The organism is Bradyrhizobium sp. BR14999, assembly GCF_056106085.1.
This window is the reverse complement of sequence record NZ_CM148536.1, coordinates 4,831,412-4,849,409: the sequence shown is the minus strand read 5'-3', so window position 1 is coordinate 4,849,409 and position 17,998 is coordinate 4,831,412. Positions and strand designations below refer to the sequence as shown.

16 protein-coding genes are annotated in these 17,998 nt (G+C 62.4%); 10 read left to right on the top strand and 6 right to left on the bottom strand.

Annotation, left to right across the window (positions count from 1 at the left end):
* Positions 1-52 precede the first annotated feature (52 nt).
* Together ACR9YP_RS22510 and ACR9YP_RS22505 are read left to right on the top strand one after the other, a co-directional pair.
* Positions 53-793 (top strand): GntR family transcriptional regulator, encoded by a 741-nt coding sequence (locus ACR9YP_RS22510; RefSeq protein WP_438107857.1) that lies wholly within the window; start codon positions 53-55, stop codon positions 791-793.
* Between the two features lie 34 nt (positions 794-827).
* Entirely contained in the window at positions 828-1,316 is a 489-nt protein-coding gene (locus tag ACR9YP_RS22505; RefSeq protein WP_474217094.1) for an Lrp/AsnC family transcriptional regulator, read from the top strand.
* A gap of 66 nt (positions 1,317-1,382) precedes the next feature.
* Here ACR9YP_RS22505 and ACR9YP_RS22500 read toward each other — a convergent pair whose 3' ends face one another.
* The 6 genes from ACR9YP_RS22500 to ACR9YP_RS22475 all read right to left on the bottom strand — a co-directional run bounded on the left by ACR9YP_RS22500 (position 1,383) and on the right by ACR9YP_RS22475 (position 9,123).
* On the bottom strand, positions 1,383-2,171 hold the full coding sequence (locus ACR9YP_RS22500) for a sulfite exporter TauE/SafE family protein (protein ID WP_438107855.1): 789 nt from the start codon (positions 2,169-2,171) through the stop codon (positions 1,383-1,385).
* Between the two features lie 254 nt (positions 2,172-2,425).
* Positions 2,426-3,541 (bottom strand): alanine dehydrogenase, encoded by a 1,116-nt coding sequence (gene ald, locus ACR9YP_RS22495; RefSeq protein WP_438107854.1) that lies wholly within the window; start codon positions 3,539-3,541, stop codon positions 2,426-2,428.
* Positions 3,542-4,524: 983 nt separating this feature from the next.
* Positions 4,525-5,406 carry an enoyl-CoA hydratase-related protein gene (locus ACR9YP_RS22490; RefSeq protein ID WP_438107853.1) on the bottom strand — a complete coding sequence of 294 codons (882 nt, stop codon included), beginning with the start codon at positions 5,404-5,406 and terminating at the stop codon, positions 4,525-4,527.
* A 10-nt stretch (positions 5,407-5,416) separates the two neighbouring features.
* The gene (locus ACR9YP_RS22485; RefSeq protein WP_474217093.1) at positions 5,417-6,964 is read right to left on the bottom strand and encodes an acyl-CoA synthetase; all 1,548 of its coding nucleotides are present in this window, start codon (positions 6,962-6,964) and stop codon (positions 5,417-5,419) included.
* A 91-nt stretch (positions 6,965-7,055) separates the two neighbouring features.
* Positions 7,056-7,865 (bottom strand): enoyl-CoA hydratase/isomerase family protein, encoded by an 810-nt coding sequence (locus tag ACR9YP_RS22480; RefSeq protein WP_438107850.1) that lies wholly within the window; start codon positions 7,863-7,865, stop codon positions 7,056-7,058.
* A gap of 16 nt (positions 7,866-7,881) precedes the next feature.
* Positions 7,882-9,123, bottom strand: coding sequence for an ABC transporter substrate-binding protein (locus tag ACR9YP_RS22475; protein ID WP_438107849.1), 1,242 nt, complete (start codon positions 9,121-9,123; stop codon positions 7,882-7,884).
* Positions 9,124-9,279: 156 nt separating this feature from the next.
* Between ACR9YP_RS22475 and ACR9YP_RS22470 the strand changes: the two genes are divergently transcribed.
* From ACR9YP_RS22470 to ACR9YP_RS22435, 8 genes are all read left to right on the top strand, one after another.
* Positions 9,280-9,975 (top strand): TetR/AcrR family transcriptional regulator, encoded by a 696-nt coding sequence (locus tag ACR9YP_RS22470; RefSeq protein WP_438107848.1) that lies wholly within the window; start codon positions 9,280-9,282, stop codon positions 9,973-9,975.
* 123 nt (positions 9,976-10,098) lie between these two features.
* Positions 10,099-10,845 carry a TetR/AcrR family transcriptional regulator gene (locus ACR9YP_RS22465; RefSeq protein WP_438107847.1) on the top strand — a complete coding sequence of 249 codons (747 nt, stop codon included), beginning with the start codon at positions 10,099-10,101 and terminating at the stop codon, positions 10,843-10,845.
* The gene (locus ACR9YP_RS22460; protein ID WP_438107846.1) at positions 10,842-11,843 is read left to right on the top strand and encodes a phosphotransferase family protein; all 1,002 of its coding nucleotides are present in this window, start codon (positions 10,842-10,844) and stop codon (positions 11,841-11,843) included. The genes ACR9YP_RS22465 and ACR9YP_RS22460 overlap by 4 nt, the downstream gene beginning before the upstream one ends.
* Position 11,844: 1 nt before the next feature.
* Positions 11,845-12,249, top strand: a complete 405-nt coding sequence (locus tag ACR9YP_RS22455; RefSeq protein ID WP_438107845.1) for a DUF6285 domain-containing protein — start codon at positions 11,845-11,847, stop codon at positions 12,247-12,249.
* 6 nt (positions 12,250-12,255) lie between these two features.
* Positions 12,256-13,536 carry an acyl-CoA dehydrogenase family protein gene (locus tag ACR9YP_RS22450; RefSeq protein WP_438107844.1) on the top strand — a complete coding sequence of 427 codons (1,281 nt, stop codon included), beginning with the start codon at positions 12,256-12,258 and terminating at the stop codon, positions 13,534-13,536.
* Positions 13,537-13,598: 62 nt separating this feature from the next.
* Positions 13,599-14,804, top strand: a complete 1,206-nt coding sequence (locus ACR9YP_RS22445) for an ABC transporter substrate-binding protein (protein WP_474217091.1) — start codon at positions 13,599-13,601, stop codon at positions 14,802-14,804.
* 183 nt (positions 14,805-14,987) lie between these two features.
* Positions 14,988-16,730 carry a class I adenylate-forming enzyme family protein gene (locus tag ACR9YP_RS22440; RefSeq protein WP_438107842.1) on the top strand — a complete coding sequence of 581 codons (1,743 nt, stop codon included), beginning with the start codon at positions 14,988-14,990 and terminating at the stop codon, positions 16,728-16,730.
* Positions 16,731-16,763: 33 nt separating this feature from the next.
* Complete coding sequence (locus tag ACR9YP_RS22435; RefSeq protein WP_438107841.1) at positions 16,764-17,972, top strand: ABC transporter substrate-binding protein; 1,209 nt, start codon at positions 16,764-16,766, stop codon at positions 17,970-17,972.
* Positions 17,973-17,998: the final 26 nt, after the last annotated feature.

Sequence of the window (17,998 nt, the reverse complement as noted above, 5' to 3'; positions counted from 1 at the left end):
CCGATCATTGAAATATCTCGCCAGCGTGCTATGTCGCTTGCGGAGGTGAATCGTGGCGAAATTGGCAAGGAACCCGGCGCGATCGGATACGATTGAGGCCGCCGAAAAGGGGCTGACGATCCAAGCCTTCGATCGGATCAAGGACGATATCGTCTGGTGCAAGCTGCAGCCGGGTCAGGCGATCAGCGAGGCGCAGCTGTGCGAAATGTACGGCTACGGCAAGGCGCCGATCCGGCAAGCGCTATCCAAGCTCGCCCAAGAAGGCCTCGTCATACCCGTGCCCCGCTCGGGTCATGTGATAGCACCGGTGACGCTGCAGTCGGTGAACGAGGTTTTCGAACTCAGAATGCTTCTCGAGCCGGCGGCCGTGGAGAAGGCCTGCGGTAACGTCGACGGCGGGCTTCTTCATCAGTTCAATGCGAAATGCACGGCCGGTTACGTACCCGGCGACATAGCCAGCGAGATGCGCTTCATGGAAGCGAACCGCAGCTTCCACATGGAAATCGCACGTGCGTCGGGCAATTCTCGGCTCTTTGCAGCGCTTTCGCAGATCATGGACGAGATGACTCGGCTTCTCCATCTGGGGTTCGTTCTACGCGAACGGCCCGCAGAGATGCATCAAGAGCATGATTCATTGATCGATGCCCTGGTAAACAACGACAAGAAACGTGCCCGCGAGATGACGGAGACTCATATCGCAACGGTTCGCAAGTTGGTGATCGAAGGTTTGATCGACGGCACAAATCTTACAAGCACCAATATTTCAGGAGGTCGTGCTCGGCCTTCCCGATAAGGGCGGAGCCGCACTGGGTCGGAAACGGGGATTGATGATGGAGTTAGACCATCTGGACCTCAAACTGTTGCGCGAATTGGCGACGAACTCCAACGTCACGCAATCAGACTTGGCCGAGAAGGTCGGCCTGTCGACGACGGCCTGCGTTCGCCGGCAGAACGCGCTCGAGAGCGGACGATACATTCATGCCTACCGCGCGGAACTGAACCTGACCGCCTTGGGATTTCCGGCGACGGTGGTCGTCCGCATCGCTTTGCACAGCCAAAGCGAAGAAGCCCTGTCCACGTTCGAACGGGCGGCGGCCTTGTGTCCCTCGATTGCGCGTTGCTTTCTGATGTCGGGATCGGATGATTATCTTATCCTCGTCGTCGCACGCGACATCGAGGATTTTGAGCACATTCACAAGACGCAGCTTGCGCGTCTGCCGGGCGTCGCGCGAATCCAATCGAACTTTGCTCTTAGAACCATCCTGGACAGAGACTTGCCTCCGCGAGTGCTGGAAAGGTCACGCGCCGGCACCTAAGACAAGACGCTATCGCCGTCTCGAACCTAGTGCCTGCGGCAGCGGCATCGCCGAAACGAACTATCTTCAGTTCGGGCGCACAAAGGCAAACATATTGCGGTGGATCAGGTAGAACGCGACCGCGAAGATTACACCCGCGAACAAGCGATTGAGCGCATACTTGTGAACGGCCATCCGCGTTGCAGCCGACGTGCCCAGGATGCCACCGATCGCGCCGCCAGCAACAAATTCCATCGCCACGGACCAGTCGACGAGCCCGGACCAGGCATAGTTCAGGGCCGTGGCGAGACCGAACGTGCCGACAGCCAACAATGAAGAGCCGACGGCGTTGATCATCGGCATGCGGGTCGCAAGCATAAAACCAGGCACGATCAGGAATCCGCCACCGATTCCGAAGAACCCCGACACGAGGCCGACCAGCAGAGCCGTGATCGCCGTGCGAAGGTCGAAGCGAAAGCCATTCTCACGTTGCGGGGCAATTGTCGGCGTCTTCTGCGGGCAAAGCATCAGCAATCCGACGACCACCATCACTCCCCCGAACAGAACGACCAACAGATGTCCGTCGAAGGACTTGCCCAAGGTCGAACCGACCAATGCACCGATCGCGCCGACGAGAGCAAACAGGATGGCACGGGACCACCAGACATTTCCTTTGCGGGCGTGACCGAGAAGATTCACATATGCGTTCGCCGACACAGCCAGCGCGCTGATCCCGATGGCGACATGTGCTTGGGAAATCCCCACGACGTAGAGCAGCAAAGGAGTCGCAAGAATTGAACCGCCCCCTCCGATGAGACCGAGCATGAACCCAACCAGCGCGCCAGACCCAATGGCTGCCGCAATCGTGCTTTCCATGTCGCTCTATCTCCCTAACGGCATGATGGAACACACTCACTGGATTCCCATCGGCGGGCTCACAACCGCGGTTTTGACAAAAAGAAGGCTACCGCTCGGCGCGGTAGCCCAAGTCAGGGAGAAACATGGAAAAGTCAGGCGCCCGTTCTGCCTCACATCACCGGGCAGATTGGCTGAATGGACAACCGGTCGAATCGGGTTCTTCCCTGAGATCGACACCGCGCCCGCCCTCCACACTTGGCCGGGCCAGCTCGTTACGCAGCTAGCGCCTGATCCAGCGGCGAGAACGGGAGGTTCAGGCTTTCAGCCACCGGTCTGCAGGTTAGCTTGCCCTTATGGATGTTCAGGCCCGTGCGCAGTAGATGGCTTTGCGAGATCGCTTTCACGCCGCCAGCGGCAAGGGCCAACCCGACCGGCAAGGTCGCATTGTTGAGCGCATAGCTCGAGGTCAAGGGAACGGCGCCCGGCATATTCGCGACGCAGTAATGAACGACGCCGTCGACCTCGTAGGTCGGCTCGTCGTGGGTAGTCGCGCGCGAGGTCTCGAAGCAGCCGCCCTGATCGATCGCAACGTCGACCAGAACAGCACCAGGCTTCATTTTCTTGAGCATCGGCCGAGAGATGAGGTGCGGCGCCGCGGCGCCGGGCACGAGCACGGCTCCGATCACCACATCCGATCCGAACACCTCGCTCTCGATCGACTCGGCCGTCGAGAACAGCGTCCGAACGCGGCCGCCAAACAGCTCGTCGAGCTGCCGCAGCCGCGGCACCGACCGATCCAGGATCGAGACCTCCGCCCCTAAACCGACGGCCATGCGAGCCGCATGCGTGCCGACTACGCCACCACCGAGAATGGCAACGCGCGCCGGCTTCACACCCGGCACGCCGCCGAGCAGCAACCCTCGTCCGCCGGCGTAGCGCTTGAGAGCTGAGCCGGCGGCTTCGATCGACAAACGTCCCGCAACTTCGCTCATGGGAGCCAAGAGCGGCAGCCCGCCACGCTCGTCTGTAACGGTCTCATACGCCACGGCAGTGCAGCCTGAAGCCAACAGTCCCTTGGCCTGCTCGAGATCCGGCGCCAGGTGGAGATAGGTGAACAGGATTTGCCCGTCCTTGAGCTTTGCCCATTCTGCGGGCTGCGGCTCCTTCACCTTGACGATCATATTCGCCGTCGCGAAGACTTCATCGGCGGTATCGACGATATGCGCGCCTGCATTGGTGTATTCGGCATCCGAAGCGCCAACTCCCAAACCGGCTCCCGCCTGCACAATCACCTCGTGACCGGCAGCCCGATATTCGCGAACAGCGGCCGGAGTCATGCCCACCCGATATTCATGCCGCTTGACTTCAGTGGGAACCCCGACGCGCATTTTTCATCCTCCGCTTGAAACAGCCGGCACTGTACGAAGGACGGGACGCGAAAAATCTCCGTTTATTGCTGAATCTCCGTCGACGAGTTCGCAAAATCTGCGTCCAAGTTATCGAACGCGAGTATTTTCACCACACGGGATGGTACGTTCGATGAGGATAGTTGAATTGAACAGCATCGCGTTCGCATTTTTGAGCCGACGCGCGTTCTTCGCAAACCTCAGGCCGCGCGCACGGTCACAAGGAATCTGCTGACCTGCTGTTTCAACCTGGTGTTTTCGGCCGCGAATGATCGCGCCGCAGACAGCACGCGGTGAGCGCTACCATGAAGGGCACTAAAGCGCGGAAGATCGCAGGATTGTGGGCGGGCGTAGCGGAGCGAGCGACTCGATCCCCGACGTTAATGATGTTTAGTCTGTTCAAAACGGCGCGCGCGGTCCCCTGCTCAGCCCAAGTTCGGCTCCCGCCATTTCGCACGCTATGGTACGCCGCACTACTCCATCGGCGTGACGTCTGTTGGAGATCCGCTTCCCCGGCGTTAAGTCATATGGGCAACATGCCAGATCCATCGAGAACGCGTGAACCTACGCCAATCGAGCTAATAACCGCCGGGGACACTACTCCCACTCAATCATTTAGGACAGCGTATCGTCGTTGATTTGCAAGCACAATTCTTCAAGCCTGACGGACGACTCCCGACGGTATCGCCGTAGCAACTTTTCAGTCTCGAACTCACAGGAAAATTCGAGCCATTCACAATGTTGGCGATTCCGCGACCTATCGGAACCGATCGACTGATCAGCACTGCCTGCGCAGCCGAGACTGCCATGCCCGCACTCGTGCGACTTAAGCTTCAAATACCGTCAGAGATCAGGGACGCGCTAGTCCGGTCTTTCGATGCCTCTCGCGTTCGCTCGCCACTGCGCGCAAGCCATTCTGGTCCGCTTTGCGCCACGAGCGATCGGCAGTCGGGCGGCAAGTGTTCTTACGGCTCTTTCCACCAAGGATACTGGCTGGGCATATCGGTCGAAACCTTGCCCGGGAATACTGGCGCCCGCTTCTCCAGGAAGGAAGCGACACCCTCGCGGACATCTGCGTGACTGCCGCGCTCGCGCGAGATGGGGCCATCGATCGTCAAGAGCTCGAATGGATCCGGTGCGCCTGCGAAACGCCACAGCATTTGGCGGGTGAGCGCAACCGAGACGGCCGACGTCTGCGAGGTCAATTCCCACGCGATCTCTTTCGCACGTGTCAGGAGGTCGGCGGGCTCCGCGGTTTCGCTGACAAGGCCGCCGCTCAACGCCTCCTCGACGCCGAAAGTACGGCCCGAGATCGACCAACGCAGCGCCTGCGGCAGCCCGACCAGCTTGGGCAGAAACCACGCGCTGCCCGCCTCCGGGACCAGGCCGCGCCGCGCGAAGATGAAGCCAATCTTCGCGCCCTTCGCGGCAATGCGCACGTCCATCGGGAGGGTCATGGTGATGCCAATACCCACCGCGGGGCCGTTAATGGCGGCGATCGACGGCTTGCGGCAGCGGAAGATCGCGTCGACGAAGCCACTGCCCGAGCGCGGACCGCCGCCGGTCAGGCGATTGCCGAACACGCCGGCGCCATGCGCGCCCGAGGTATCAAAGCTCGACGCGCCGCCCGAGACATCGGCGCCGGCGCAGAAGGCGCGGCCCGCGCCCGTCACAATGATGGCGCGGATCTCGTCATCAATATCGGCCTTTCGGAAGGCATCCTCGATCTCGGATCCCATCGCGCCGGTATAGGCGTTGAGCTTTTCCGGACGATTGAGCGTGATCACCAAGATTGCGCGATCGATCTCGCAGCTGATGAAGCTGTAAGCGGAATATTGCTGATCCACGAAACTCTCCTCAGATCGTACGACCCGTGCCTTGCCAGAACGGCTCCTTGAGCTTCCGCTTGAATATCTTGCCAGTGTCTTCGCGCGGCAGCGTGCTGGAGAACTCGATCCGCCGCGGGATCTTGTAGCCGGCCAGCCGAGACTTCAGATCCGTGCGGACCGCTTCCTCGTCGAGCACGGCACCAGCACTCGGCTGAATGAAGGCGCAGACCTTCTCGCCAAACTCGTCGTCAGGTATCCCGAACACCGCACAGTCGGCGACGCCGGGGACCTTCATCAACTCCGATTCGATCTCGGCGGGATAGATGTTGGTGCCGCCGAAGATGATCATGTCGCTGGCGCGGCCTGTCAGGTAGAGAAAACCGTCCGCGTCGAAGAATCCGACGTCGCCGGTGGCGACAAGACGGCCCCGCGCGGACTTCGCCCGCTTGGCCGGATCGCCGTGATAGGTGAATTCCGGATAGAGATCGCGTCCGCAGACGACCTCGCCGGATTGCCCGAGCGGCAGCTCCCTGCCCTCCTCGTCCATGACGACGACGGCGCAGCCCGGCAGCCTCCGCCCGACAGTGCCGGGATGCGCCAGCCATTCAGCGGATGTGCAAAAAGTCACAGCGCCCACTTCGGTCGAACCATAGTGCTCGGTGATGATCGGCCCCCACCAGCCGATCATGCCGCGCTTGACGTGCGGCGGACAGGGCGCGCCGACATGCATGGCGAAAGTCAGGCTCGATAGATCGTAGCGCGAGCGGGCCTCGGCTGGCAGCGCCAGCATCCGCACGAACATGGTCGGCACGACCAGCGCGTGGGTGACGCGATGCTTCTCGATCGTCGCAAGCATCCGCTCCGGCTCGAAGCGCGGCTCAACGATGATGTTGGCACCCATGTTGTAGAACGAGAACATCCAGCCGTTCGGGCTGGAGTGATAGGCCGGTCCCGGAATCAGCAGCACGACTTCGTTCAGGCGATCCGCCCAGTCGGTGAGGCCGCCGACCATACGCATCATCTGCTGACTCGCCAGCGCCTGCTCCGGCGTCGGCGGCTGCCGGCGCACGCCCTTGGGATGGCCCGTGGTGCCCGACGTGTAGATCATCGATCCCGGCGAGGTCGGGAAAGGCGGCACTGCGGGCTCGAAGCCCGCAAGCCAACTCTCCCAGTCATTCATCCCTGCCGGCACCTTTGCAGCTTCATCCAGTACGCGGTAAGGACCGCGCAGGCTCGGCGGCGTTTCCGCGACGATCACGATGACCCCGGCGGGAACAGCGTGGCCGATGTTGCGCCAGAGATCGGCATGGATGACCAGCACCTTGGCGCCGGAATTCTCGATGACGTAGCGAGCCTCCTCCGGCGTGTTGTGCCAGTTGACCGGCACGACATAGGCGCCGCACAGGCCCGCGGCGAGCGAGGCCTCCATGAAGGTGAAATCGTTACGCATGTAGACCGCGACGACGTCACCTGCGCCGACACCGAGGCTGGCATAGCCTCGCGCGGCGCGTTGGGCGCGCGCGTCCATCTCCGCCTTGGTCTTGACGCGATCGCCAATCCTGACCCACGAATCCATCGCGCGCCTCCCGGCTCTGTTGTAGTTCCCGCTTGTCGCAGTGTTGCTGTGTTTGGCGGGGACGGCGGTCCGCTCCCGCTAGTCTAAGATGTCAGCGGCCCGTGAACACCGGCTCGCGCTTCTCGAGGAAACTTCGCACGCCCTCGCGGTGATCCTCGGTGTCGAACAGCTTGTAGATGACGTCGATAGCCCAGCTCCCGGTCTCGCGGGGATCGCCATGGGAGGCGCGGCGCAGGCCCTCCTTCATGAAACGCAGCGCCAGCGGCGAATTGCGCGCGATGCGCGCCGCCAGAGCCATCGCCTTCGGCATCAGCTCGGCATGCGCGGTCACCTCGCCGACCAGGCCGATGCGGGCGGCCTCATGGGCATCGATGACGTCGCCGGTATAGAGCAGCTCGGCCGCCTTGGCGGGCCCGACGATCGCTGGCAGGCGCAAGAGCCCGCCAACATCGCAGATTAAGCCACGGCGGATAAAAAGCTCGGCAAAGTTCGCCTTCTCGGACGCCAGGCGAATGTCTGCGTAAAGCGCAAGCTCCATGCCCCAACCGACCGCCGAGCCGTTCACGGCGGCGATCACCGGCACCGGGCATTCGAGCGCGGACATCGCGGCCGGAGTTGGCGGACGACGCACCACCGGCGTCATGGCGCGCTTCTCGCCGGTCATCATCTCCTTGACGTCTTCTCCGGCGCAGAACGCTGAATCAGCCCCGGTGATGACGACGCAGCGGACCTCCGTGTCGATCGAGGCGGCGCGGAAGGCGGATTCGACCTCGTCATAGGCACGCCGGTTAAGTGCGTTGCGTCGTTCCGGCCGGTTGAGCGTGACGACGGCGACATGATCGGTGACGTCGTATTTCAGGCACTGGAACTCGCTCGGAGGGATCTTTGGCTGCACCGTCATCGCTGGCTGCTCCGCATCAATCGCGCGTTTCCGGCAGCATCACCGTCTCCGACATGATCGGACCGACCTTGTCGTAGCTGGTGCCGTTGAAACGCAGCATCTGCATCTGGGTGATTGGGAAGTAGTTGGTCGGGCTGGTGTTGACCGTGATGCCGTCGAACAGCAGACCAAACTTCAACGCCTTCAGATTGGCGGCCTGCTGCATGATGTTGTCGCGGGACAGGTCGTCGCCACACTGTTCGAGCACCTTCTGCAGCACTTGCGCGGCAAGAAATCCGTAGGCGTTCTGGCCATTGGCGATGTCGCCTTCCGGATTGTAGCGCTTCATGAAGTCGCGATACTCCCTCACACCGGGGTCGTCGGCATAACGAGGATCGTTCGCCTCCTTCATCGATGTCGCGGTGAACAATCCGATCGCGTTCTCGAGCCCGGCCGGCTTGAAGTTCGAAATCGCCGCGGCAGTTGTATTGATGAAATGGACCGGCTTCCAGCCGAGCTCGGCCACCTTGCGGATGGCAAGCGCGCCAAATCGCGGCGTCGAGAAATTGACGAAGATATCGGCCCCCGATGCCTTCAGCTTGCCGATCTGGGAATCGATCGTCGGCTCAGTGCTGTCGTAGGACGCTTCCGCCACGATCGTCGTCTTGGCCCTGGCGCCGAGCGCATCCTTGAACCCGCCGTAGATATCGCGGCCATAGTCGTCGTTCGGAAACAGGACGGCGACCTTCCCTTCCGGGTAATTCGCCAGAATGTACTTCGCGTAGATCGCGCTCTCGATCCGGTAGACCGAGGTCGAAAAGCCCATCGTCCAGGGAAAGTTCTTGGGATCGCCAAACTTGGTCGCGCCGGTGGCGGAGAACAGCTGCGGCACCTTCCTGGCGTTCATGTACTTCATCATGGCCGCGTTCGACGGCGTTCCGACCGCCTGGAAGATCGCAAGGACTTCGTCCTGTTCGACCAGCTTGCGCGCCTGCTCGACCGCTTTTGGCGGGCTGTAGGCATCGTCATAAGAGATGAACTGGATCTTGCGCCCGTTGATGCCACCCTTGTCGTTGAGCATCTTCATGTAGGCAGCCTCGGTCTTCGCAAACGCGCTGTAGGCCGAGGCGGGGCCGCTGTAGGGCGCGATATTGCCGATCTTAATGTCGCCCTTCGCGGCGTCCGCGCGCGCCGGGATCGGCGACTGGACTGCGAGCGCGATCCCGGCAAGCAGGAAGCAGGCATGCGGCGTCAGCCGCGATCCATTGCAGGTTCGCATGGCGTTTCTCCCGTCGCGGCGATTTCGAAGGGAATGCGATGACACCCCGCCCGTCCGCTGAAATATTTTTATAACGCGTTCTTATAACGTGATATAGATTTGTCGGGGTGTCAACCAGCGCTTATCGTCCGCACGAGAGGCACGGCAGGCAGCGGAATGGAAAACCGACGCGACACGGCAAAGGCGGAGCGGCGCTCTCGCATCATCAAGGCGGCGCGCGACCTGATCCGCGAGACCGGCGATGCCGGACTGTCGATGCGCGCCCTCGCGGCGAAGGCCGGCCTCAGTCTCGCCACGCCCTACAATCTGTTCGGCTCCAAGCGCGCCGTGCTCGTCGCCGTGCTCGAGGACATCAAGGGATTCGGCGCGCGCTTCGCGCGATTCAAGTCGCTCGATCCGCTTGAAAGGATCCTGCGGGCCGCGAAGCTCGCCGTGAGCTATTACGAAGACGATCCGATGTTCTACCGTGCGCTGTGGACCAGCATTCTCGCCGCGTCCGCCTCCGAGGAGCGCAGCGCGATCTTCAACCAGAAGCGCGACAGCTTCTGGATGAAGCTGCTCGACGACGCCGTCGACGAAGGCCTGCTGCTGCCCGAGATCGACACCGCGGTGCTGCTGCGCAATCTCGACTACACGTTTCGCTCGGTGATGCTGCACTGGGTCATTGCGGAGATCGAGATCGAGGATATCCAGGCCGCGGTCGGCTACGGCTATGCGCTCGCCTTGCGCGGCGCTGCGACGGCGAAGGGGCAGCAATTGATGCTCAAGCGCCTGAGAACCTTTCAAGCGCAATGCCCCAAGCTCTCGGCCAGGCGCACCGGCCGAACGGCCGACGTCGAAACGATGGCCTGACGATTCACGAGAAAGAACCGCGTGGACGGCGACAAGACGCAAGTCTGACACTGACATCAGTGTCAGGTTAGGTGCAAGCAAGCGACGACGTGCAATCCATGCACGCGAAACAGAGGAAGAGACGTGGCAGGGAAGCGACGCATCACGCGTTCGGCCGCCGTGCGCCGCGGCGCGCTGCCGACAGAGCTGCGGCGCACCCGCAACTCTGCCGAAACCTCCGAACGGATTCTGCTCGAGGCCGCCCGGCGCGTGTTCGCCGACAAAGGCTACATCCGCGCCACCGTGCAGGACATCATCGAGTCCACCGGTCTCAGCCGCGGCACCTTCTATCTGTATTTCCGCAGCACCGACGACATCTTCGTCCGCACCATCACCGAAGTCGTCGACGACATCGTCGCCTCCTCCCGGGTGCGCTCAGGCCATACGCTGCGCGAGCGCGTCTACGACAACAATCTTCGCTACTTCGAGATCTTCGGCGCCAACCGCGGATTGCTACGGGCCTTCTTCGAGGCGAGCTATGTCGATCCCGAGATCGGCCGGAAGCGCGCCGAGATGCGCAGCGCCTACATCATCCGGGTGCGCGATCATCTAGAACGCCAGCGCCAGCTCGGGCGCTGCCTGCCGATCGATCCTGATGCGGCCGCCCTGTCGCTCGCGATGATGGTCGAGGGCACCGCGCAGTCCTTTGCGATCCAGAAGATGGAGCCGTTCGAACGTCCGCTGGAGTTGAAGCGGCTCTGCAAAGAGGTCACCGAGATCTGGTGCCGGGCGGTCTACACCGACCCGGATCGACCGCTCACGCCAGGGCCCGAGATGGTCCCAGCCATCGCGTCCGGCGGCAAGCGAAAGAGACAGCGGCGAGACGCATGAACGCGATGGACAACAGCTTCAGCCACGCTCTCCAAGCCATGACGGTCCGCATCGTGCCGGGCGCACGTGGCATCGCCGCTCTGCGCCGACTATCTGCAGGCGCAACCCTGGAGACCTGGTCATTCGACGCCGTCGATGGCGACAGGATGCTGCACCCGCTGATCCTGCGCCGCTCGCCGGGCGGCCTGCGCAGCACGGAATCGCTATCGCTGGAGGCCGAGGCGGATCTGATCCGCGTCCTCGACGGCAGCGGCGTGCCGGTCGCGACCGTCGTGCACACGCTGGCGCCGGAGGACGGACTCGGCGACGGCTTTCTGATGACGCGGATCGAGGGCGAAACGATCGCGCGCAAGGTCTTGCGCGACGCCCAGTTCGCCGCGATCCGCCCTCACCTCGCGGCCCAGTTCGGCACCATTCGCGGCACCATGAGCAGGGTCGATACCGCGCGCCTGCCGGCGCTGCCGTTCAAGCCGGCTGACGTGATCGTGGCGCGGCTCTTGAGCCGTTACGACAGTCTCGGCGTCGCGCGGCCGGTGTTCGACCTCGCCTTCCGCTGGCTGCAACAGAACGCACCGGCGCCGCTCGCGACATATCGGCTGGTTCACGGCGACTTCCGCAACGGCAACATCATCTTCGGAGCCGAAGGCGTGCGCGCGGTGCTGGACTGGGAGGTCGCCCATATCGGCGACCCCGCCGAGGACCTCGCCTGGATCTCGACCCCGCCCTGGCGTTTCGGTGAGCTCGACCGCCCGGTCGGCGGGCTCGGCTCGCGACAGCAATTGTTCGAGGCCTATGAGGCGGCAAGCGGCGAGCGCGTCGATCCCGCGCGCGTGCACTATTGGGAAGTCCTCGGCAGCCTGCGCTGGGGCGTCAGCTGCGCCAGCATGCTGGAATGGTTCATCAGCGGGCGCGACCCCAGCGTGGAGCGCGCGATGATCGCGCGGCGCGTGTCCGAAAACGAGCTCGACCTGATGCGCATCCTGACCGGGACGGACTGACATGCTGGATCAACCTCGTGGCGCCGACATCCTGACCGCGGTCTCGCGTCTGCTGCGCGAGACGCTGATGCCGCAACTTCCCGCCAACGCCGCCTTCCAGGCCCGGGTGGCCGCCAATGCGATCGACCTCGTCGCCCGCGAGATCGACTTCGGCGGGAGCGTCGAACGCGAAGCGCTTGCGCGATTGCAGGCGCTGCTGAACCGCGACGGCACTCTGGAGCAATTGGAGGCCGAACTGTCAGGCCGCATCCGGCGCGGCGAGTTCGACCTGCAGAGCGACGGGCTTGCCGACCATCTCTGGCGGACCACGCTCGACAAGATGAAGATCGATCAGCCGAATTACGCCAGCTACCGCCGCACGCTCGAAACGCGCGCCGGCCAACAACAAACGAAGCAAGAGGATTGACCAGCGATGGATTTCAGCATCCCCAAGGATCTCGTCGACTATCTCGCCAGGATCGACGCTTTCGTGCAGGCCGAGATCAAGCCGCTGCAGGCGCAGGACGACAACGAGCGCTTCTTCGATCATCGCCGTGAATGGGCACGGACCGATTTCGACAAGGGTGGCCTGCCCCGCCCCGAATGGGAGGCGCTGCTCGAAAAGGCCAAGGCGCTGGCCGACAAGGCCGGCTTCTTCCGCTTCTCGCTGCCCAAGGAATTCGGCGGCCAAGGCGGCGGCAATCTCTGGATGGCCGTGATCCGGGAGCATCTGGCGACGCAAGGCCTCGGCCTGCACAACGACCTCCAGAACGAACATTCAGTGGTCGGCAACTTCCCCTTCATCGTGATGCTGCGCGATTTCGGCACGCCCGAGCAGAAGGAGAAGTTCATCCGCGGTTCGCTCGACCGCAAGATTCGCGTCACTTTCGGCCTCACTGAACCGCACCACGGCTCGGACGCCACTCACATGGAAACGCGCGCGGTCCGCGAGACACGCGATGGAGTCGCCGGCTGGCTGATCAACGGCGAGAAGATGTGGACCACCGGCATGCACACCGCATCGCATTGCTGCCTGTTTGCCCGCACCAGCGGCGAGGACGGCGATGCCAAGGGTATCACCGCATTCCTGGTTCCAGCCAATTCACCGGGCGTGAAGGTCGAGGAATATATGTGGACCTTCAACATGCCGACGGACCACCCGCGCGTCAGCTTCACCAACGTCTGGGTGCCCGAAAGCACGATGTTCGGACAGATCGACCGGGGGCTCGCGCTGGCGCAGGCATTCGTGCACGAAAACCGCATTCGCCAGGCCGCGAGTTCGCTCGGCGCGGCCGCGTATTGCGTCAATGAGAGCGTCAAATACGCCAATCAGCGCAAGCCGTTCGGCAAGCCGCTATCGGTTAACCAGGGCATCCAGTTCCCGTTAGTCGAGCTGGCCACGCAGATCGAGATGCTCCGACTGCTCATTCGCAAGACCGCCTGGGAGATGGACAGCATGCCTCATCCCGAGGTCGAAAAACGGCTCTCCGACAAAGTCTCGATGTGTAACTACTGGGCCAACCGGCTCTGCTGCGAGGCGGCTGACCGCGCCATGCAGGTGCACGGCGGCATCGGCTATTCGCGCCATAAGGCGTTCGAGCACATCTACCGCCATCACCGCCGCTACCGGATCACCGAGGGTTCGGAAGAGATCCAGATGCGCAAGGTGGCTGGTTATCTGTTTGGTTTCATGGGCCCCCACAAGAGAGCCTAGGACCAGATCCGTCAGTGCAAACGGCACGAACGGACGCGTTAGGGAAGCACAAGGAGAGTATCATGCCGGACGTCTCACGGCGAACGATCGCGCTCGCCTCGCTTGCAACACTTGCCGCCACGCTCGCTCCGAACCACGCTCGGGCCGAAAAGAAATACGGCCCCGGCGTCAGCGACACCGAGATCAAGGTCGGCCAGACCATCGCGTATAGCGGACCGGCCTCCGCCTATGGCCAGCTCGGCCAGGCCGAGGCCGCCTATTTCAAGGCGATCAACGATCGCGGCGGCATCAACGGCCGCAAGATCAACTTCATTTCGGTCGACGATGGCTACAGTCCGCCCAAGGCTGTCGAGCAGACGCGCCGTCTGGTCGAGCAGGAGGAGGTCGCCGTCATGTTCGGCATGCTCGGCACGCCGTTGAACCTCGCGACTCGGACCTACCTCAACTCCAACAAGGTGCCGCAGCTGTTCGTCGCGGCCGGCTCCGAACAGTTTGCCAATCCGGAGAAATATCCCTGGACCATCGGCTTCCAGCCGACCTTGCGCTCCGAGGGCACGTTCTTCGGCAAGCAGATCCTGGCCGTCAACGCCAATCCGAAGATCGGCGTGCTGTACCAGTATGACGACTTCGGCAAGGAGATGCTGTCGGGCCTTTCCGACGGTCTCGCCGCCAAGGCCTCCGCCGTCATCGCGGCCGAGAGCTTCACCCCGACCGATCCGACCGTAGATTCGCAGATCGTCAAGTTGAAGTCGACCGGCGTCGACACCGTCCTGTTGTTTGCCTACGCCAAGCAGGCGGCGCAGGCGATCCGCAAGATCTACGAGCTGAACTGGCAGCCTGACACCTACCTGCATTCGGGCTCGGCCTCGATGAGCGCGACCCTGATCCCGGCTGGCCTTGAGCGCTGCGTCGGCATCAAGACCGCACGCTACATGAAGGACCCGTCGGACCCGCGCTGGCGCGACGACCCCGAGCTGAAGCCGTTCTACGAATGGCTGAAGGAATACATGCCGAACGCGAATTCGAACGACACCTTCTTCCTCGCGGGGTGGACATTCAGTCAGATGCTGGTGCAGGTGCTGCGTCAGTGCGGCGACGATTTGACCCGCGAGAACATCATGCGGCAGGCGGCCAATTTGAAGGATTTCCGCAATCCCGGGCTATTGGCGGGCAGTCTCATCAACACCAGCCCGACTGACTATCGCGTCGTGAAATTCATGACGCTCGAACGCTTCAACGGCAAGAACTGGGAAAGCGTTGGGACCTGAGCTGATCATGTCCGGCGGAGCAACTCGAGTGCTCCGCCGAGGCGGTACCGTGCGCCTTCCTGCCCTTTCGACTTGCCAGCAGACTAACGCAAGCCGCGCTCAACGATATCGCTATAGAAATTCCTTGCGTTGCGCCTTCACGAATTGCGCTTCGCCAAGAGCACGCCGCAACGAGACAAGAAAATGACGTGTGAGCGACGCAATTGGCCGGCAGTCTCGCTCGACGAAACCTACCGCCTCCTCACAGCGCCTGGCGCACCTTTCGAGATGGAGACGATCGACATTGCCGGGCGCCCTTACCGGCTCTACAAGAAGGCCCGTCGCGATCTGCGGGAGATCTTCGAGGCCAGCAAGGCATGGGGCGACCGCACTTTCCTCGTGTTTGAAGATGAGCGGCTTACATTTGCCGAACATTATCGCGCCGCATCCGCCCTCGCGTGGCGGCTGGTCGATAGCTACGGGGTCAAGAAAGGCGACCGCGTTGCCATCGCCATGCGGAATTATCCGGAATGGACGATCGCATTCTGGGCCGCAACAACCATCGGCGCCATCGCAGTCCCGCTCAATGCCTGGGGAACCGGAGATGATCTCGCCTACGGCTTGCGCGATTCTGGTGCCTCTGTCGCCATCGTCGACGGTGAGCGGCTGGAGCGGCTCAATTCGCTCGCCCCAGGAAGTCACCCTGCCAGACTCATCGCGGTCCGCGCTGCATCGGACATCCGGAACGGAACGGACACACTGGAAGATCTGATAGGTCCGGCGTCGAACTACGGCGCATTGCCGGACCGGGCACCACCCGATCGGAACATCCATCCGGACGACGACGCGACCATTCTCTACACGTCGGGCACGACCGGCCGTTCCAAGGGAGCGCTGGGCACCCATCGAAACATCATGTGCAACCTCGTGAACATCACGTTCTCGGGCGCACGAGCGGCAATCCGGCGCGGTGATCCCCTGCCAGCGCCGCCAGAGGCCCAGAAAGCGGTGCTGCTTCCAGTGCCGTTCTTCCATGTCACCGGGTGCCACTCGATCATGATCCCCGCCATGGCGAACGGCTCGAAGATCGTGCTGATGTACAAATGGAACGCGGAAGCAGCACTCGAACTGATCGAGCGCGAGCGCATCAACGCTATGTCCGGCGTACCGTCGATGACATGGCAATTGCTGGAGTCGCCGGATTTCGAACGGCGCAACGTCTCGAGCCTCGAGGGTCTCTCCTACGGCGGCGCCGCCGCGTCGCCTGAGCTGACCCGGAAAGTAGCTGCGCTCTTCCCGGGCAAGTTCGGCGGCACGGGCTATGGCGCCACTGAGACGTCGTCGGTATCGACTTCGAACGGTGCCGAGGACTATCTCGCACGGCCGGACTCCGTCGGGCCCGCCGTACCCGGATGCGACTTGCGTGTCATCGATGAGTCCGGGAACGTCTTGCCCATCGGGGCGATCGGAGAGCTTGAAATCTACGGTGGCAACGTCGTGAAGGGTTACTGGAACAACCCTCAGGCGACCGCGGCAGCGTTCCGCGATGGCTGGTACCGCACCGGCGACATCGTCCGGATGGACGCGGAGGGCTTCGTCTATCTGCTCGACCGCGCCAAGGACATGCTGATCCGCGGCGGCGAGAACGTCTATTGCGTCGAGATCGAGGACGCCCTCCTCGCGCATCCGGACATCCTGGAAGCCGCCATCGTCGGCATTCCCGACCGCGTGCTCGGCGAACTCGTCGGCGCCGTCGTTCGCATACGGGCCGGATCGCGCCTGACCGCGGACCAGGTGACCGAGCATCTACGCCCAAGGCTCGCCGCATTCAAGCTGCCCACGCATGTCGATATTCGAATCGAGGAGCTGCCGCGCACCGCAAGCGGCAAGATCGTCAAGCGACAGCTTCGCGAAGAACTCGCCGCAAAGGCAAGTGCACTTGGGTGAGGGTGAATAACAAAGCAGGATCGGGAGGATAAAATGAAGAGACTATTGTCGGCGATGGCGGTCTTGTCCGCCGGGCTCGTCTTCGTCACAGGCGCGAGTGCCGCGGAGAAGAAGTACGACGAAGGCGCCTCGGATACGGAGGTCAAGCTCGGCCAGACCATGCCCTATAGCGGTCCGCTGTCGATCCACGGCATCCAGGGCCGCACCGAGGTCGCCTATTTCAAGATGCTCAACGAGGAGAAAGGCGGCATCAACGGCCGCAAGATCAATCTGATCTCGCTCGACGACGCGTTCTCGCCGCCCAAGACCGTCGAGCAGACCCGCAAGCTGGTCGAGAGCGACGGCGTGCTCGCGCTGTTCGGCTCGTCCGGCACTGCGGCACAGTCCTCGGTGCAGAAATATCTCAACAGCAAAGGCATTCCGCAGCTGCTGGTCTCGACCGGCGCCAACAAGTGGAACCAGCCGAAGGCGTTCAAATGGTCGACGCCTGCATTCCATCTCTACGGCACCGAGGGCGAGATCCTCGCGAAGTATCTCCTGTCGGTGAAGCCGGACGCGAAGGTCGCGATCCTCATGCAGAACGACGATTTCGGCCGCGACTATGTCTCCGGGTTCAAGAAGGGCCTCGGCGACAAGGCATCCACCATGATCGTCAAGGAGGTCACCTACGAGCTGACCGATCCCACGATGGATTCGCAGGTCGCGCAGCTCAAATCGTCAGGTGCCGACGTGTTCTTCAACGTCTCGCTCGGCAAGGCTGCCTCGCAGTCGATGAAGAAGGCCTATGAGCTCGATTGGAAGCCGCTGCAGCTCGTCGTCAGCCCGTCGGTCGGGCGACAGTTCCTGGAAGCTGCCGGTCTCGATTCGGTCACCGGTATCATCGCGGCAACGCCCTACAAGCAGGTGTCGAGCCCGAAATGGGCCGAAGACCATGACATCGTCGCCTATCAGGCCTTCATGAAGAAGTACCTGCCTAATGAAGACCCCAAGAACGAGATCGGCTTTGCCGTGTATTCGTTTGCCTACATCATGGCGAAAATCATTGAGGCCTGCGGGGACAATCTGACCCGTGAGAACCTGCTATATCAGGCGACGCACCTGAACAATGTAGCCGCGCCCTCGCTGCTGGCCGGTACCACCTACAATACGACGCCGGACAACTACGTTCCGTTCAAGCGCCTGGTAGTGCAAACATTTGACGGGCAGGATTGGGTCCAAGTGACGGCGATCACGGTCGATTAATTCTCGTCAACGTGCAATCGGGACCG

What these genes read in the sequence shown, in the direction of transcription:
- ACR9YP_RS22480 (WP_438107850.1), bottom strand. Translation starts at nt 7,865, where the DNA reads ATGACGGTGCAGCCAAAGATCCCTCCGAGCGAGTTCCAGTGCCTGAAA.
- ACR9YP_RS22475 (WP_438107849.1), bottom strand. Translation starts at nt 9,123, where the DNA reads ATGCGAACCTGCAATGGATCGCGGCTGACGCCGCATGCCTGCTTCCTG.
- ACR9YP_RS22505 (WP_474217094.1), top strand. Translation starts at nt 828, where the DNA reads ATGATGGAGTTAGACCATCTGGACCTCAAACTGTTGCGCGAATTGGCG.
- ACR9YP_RS22470 (WP_438107848.1), top strand. Translation starts at nt 9,280, where the DNA reads ATGGAAAACCGACGCGACACGGCAAAGGCGGAGCGGCGCTCTCGCATC.
- ACR9YP_RS22500 (WP_438107855.1), bottom strand. Translation starts at nt 2,171, where the DNA reads ATGGAAAGCACGATTGCGGCAGCCATTGGGTCTGGCGCGCTGGTTGGG.
- ald (WP_438107854.1), bottom strand. Translation starts at nt 3,541, where the DNA reads ATGCGCGTCGGGGTTCCCACTGAAGTCAAGCGGCATGAATATCGGGTG.
- ACR9YP_RS22445 (WP_474217091.1), top strand. Translation starts at nt 13,599, where the DNA reads ATGCCGGACGTCTCACGGCGAACGATCGCGCTCGCCTCGCTTGCAACA.
- ACR9YP_RS22450 (WP_438107844.1), top strand. Translation starts at nt 12,256, where the DNA reads ATGGATTTCAGCATCCCCAAGGATCTCGTCGACTATCTCGCCAGGATC.
- ACR9YP_RS22460 (WP_438107846.1), top strand. Translation starts at nt 10,842, where the DNA reads ATGAACGCGATGGACAACAGCTTCAGCCACGCTCTCCAAGCCATGACG.
- ACR9YP_RS22455 (WP_438107845.1), top strand. Translation starts at nt 11,845, where the DNA reads ATGCTGGATCAACCTCGTGGCGCCGACATCCTGACCGCGGTCTCGCGT.
- ACR9YP_RS22485 (WP_474217093.1), bottom strand. Translation starts at nt 6,964, where the DNA reads ATGGATTCGTGGGTCAGGATTGGCGATCGCGTCAAGACCAAGGCGGAG.
- ACR9YP_RS22440 (WP_438107842.1), top strand. Translation starts at nt 14,988, where the DNA reads ATGACGTGTGAGCGACGCAATTGGCCGGCAGTCTCGCTCGACGAAACC.
- ACR9YP_RS22435 (WP_438107841.1), top strand. Translation starts at nt 16,764, where the DNA reads ATGAAGAGACTATTGTCGGCGATGGCGGTCTTGTCCGCCGGGCTCGTC.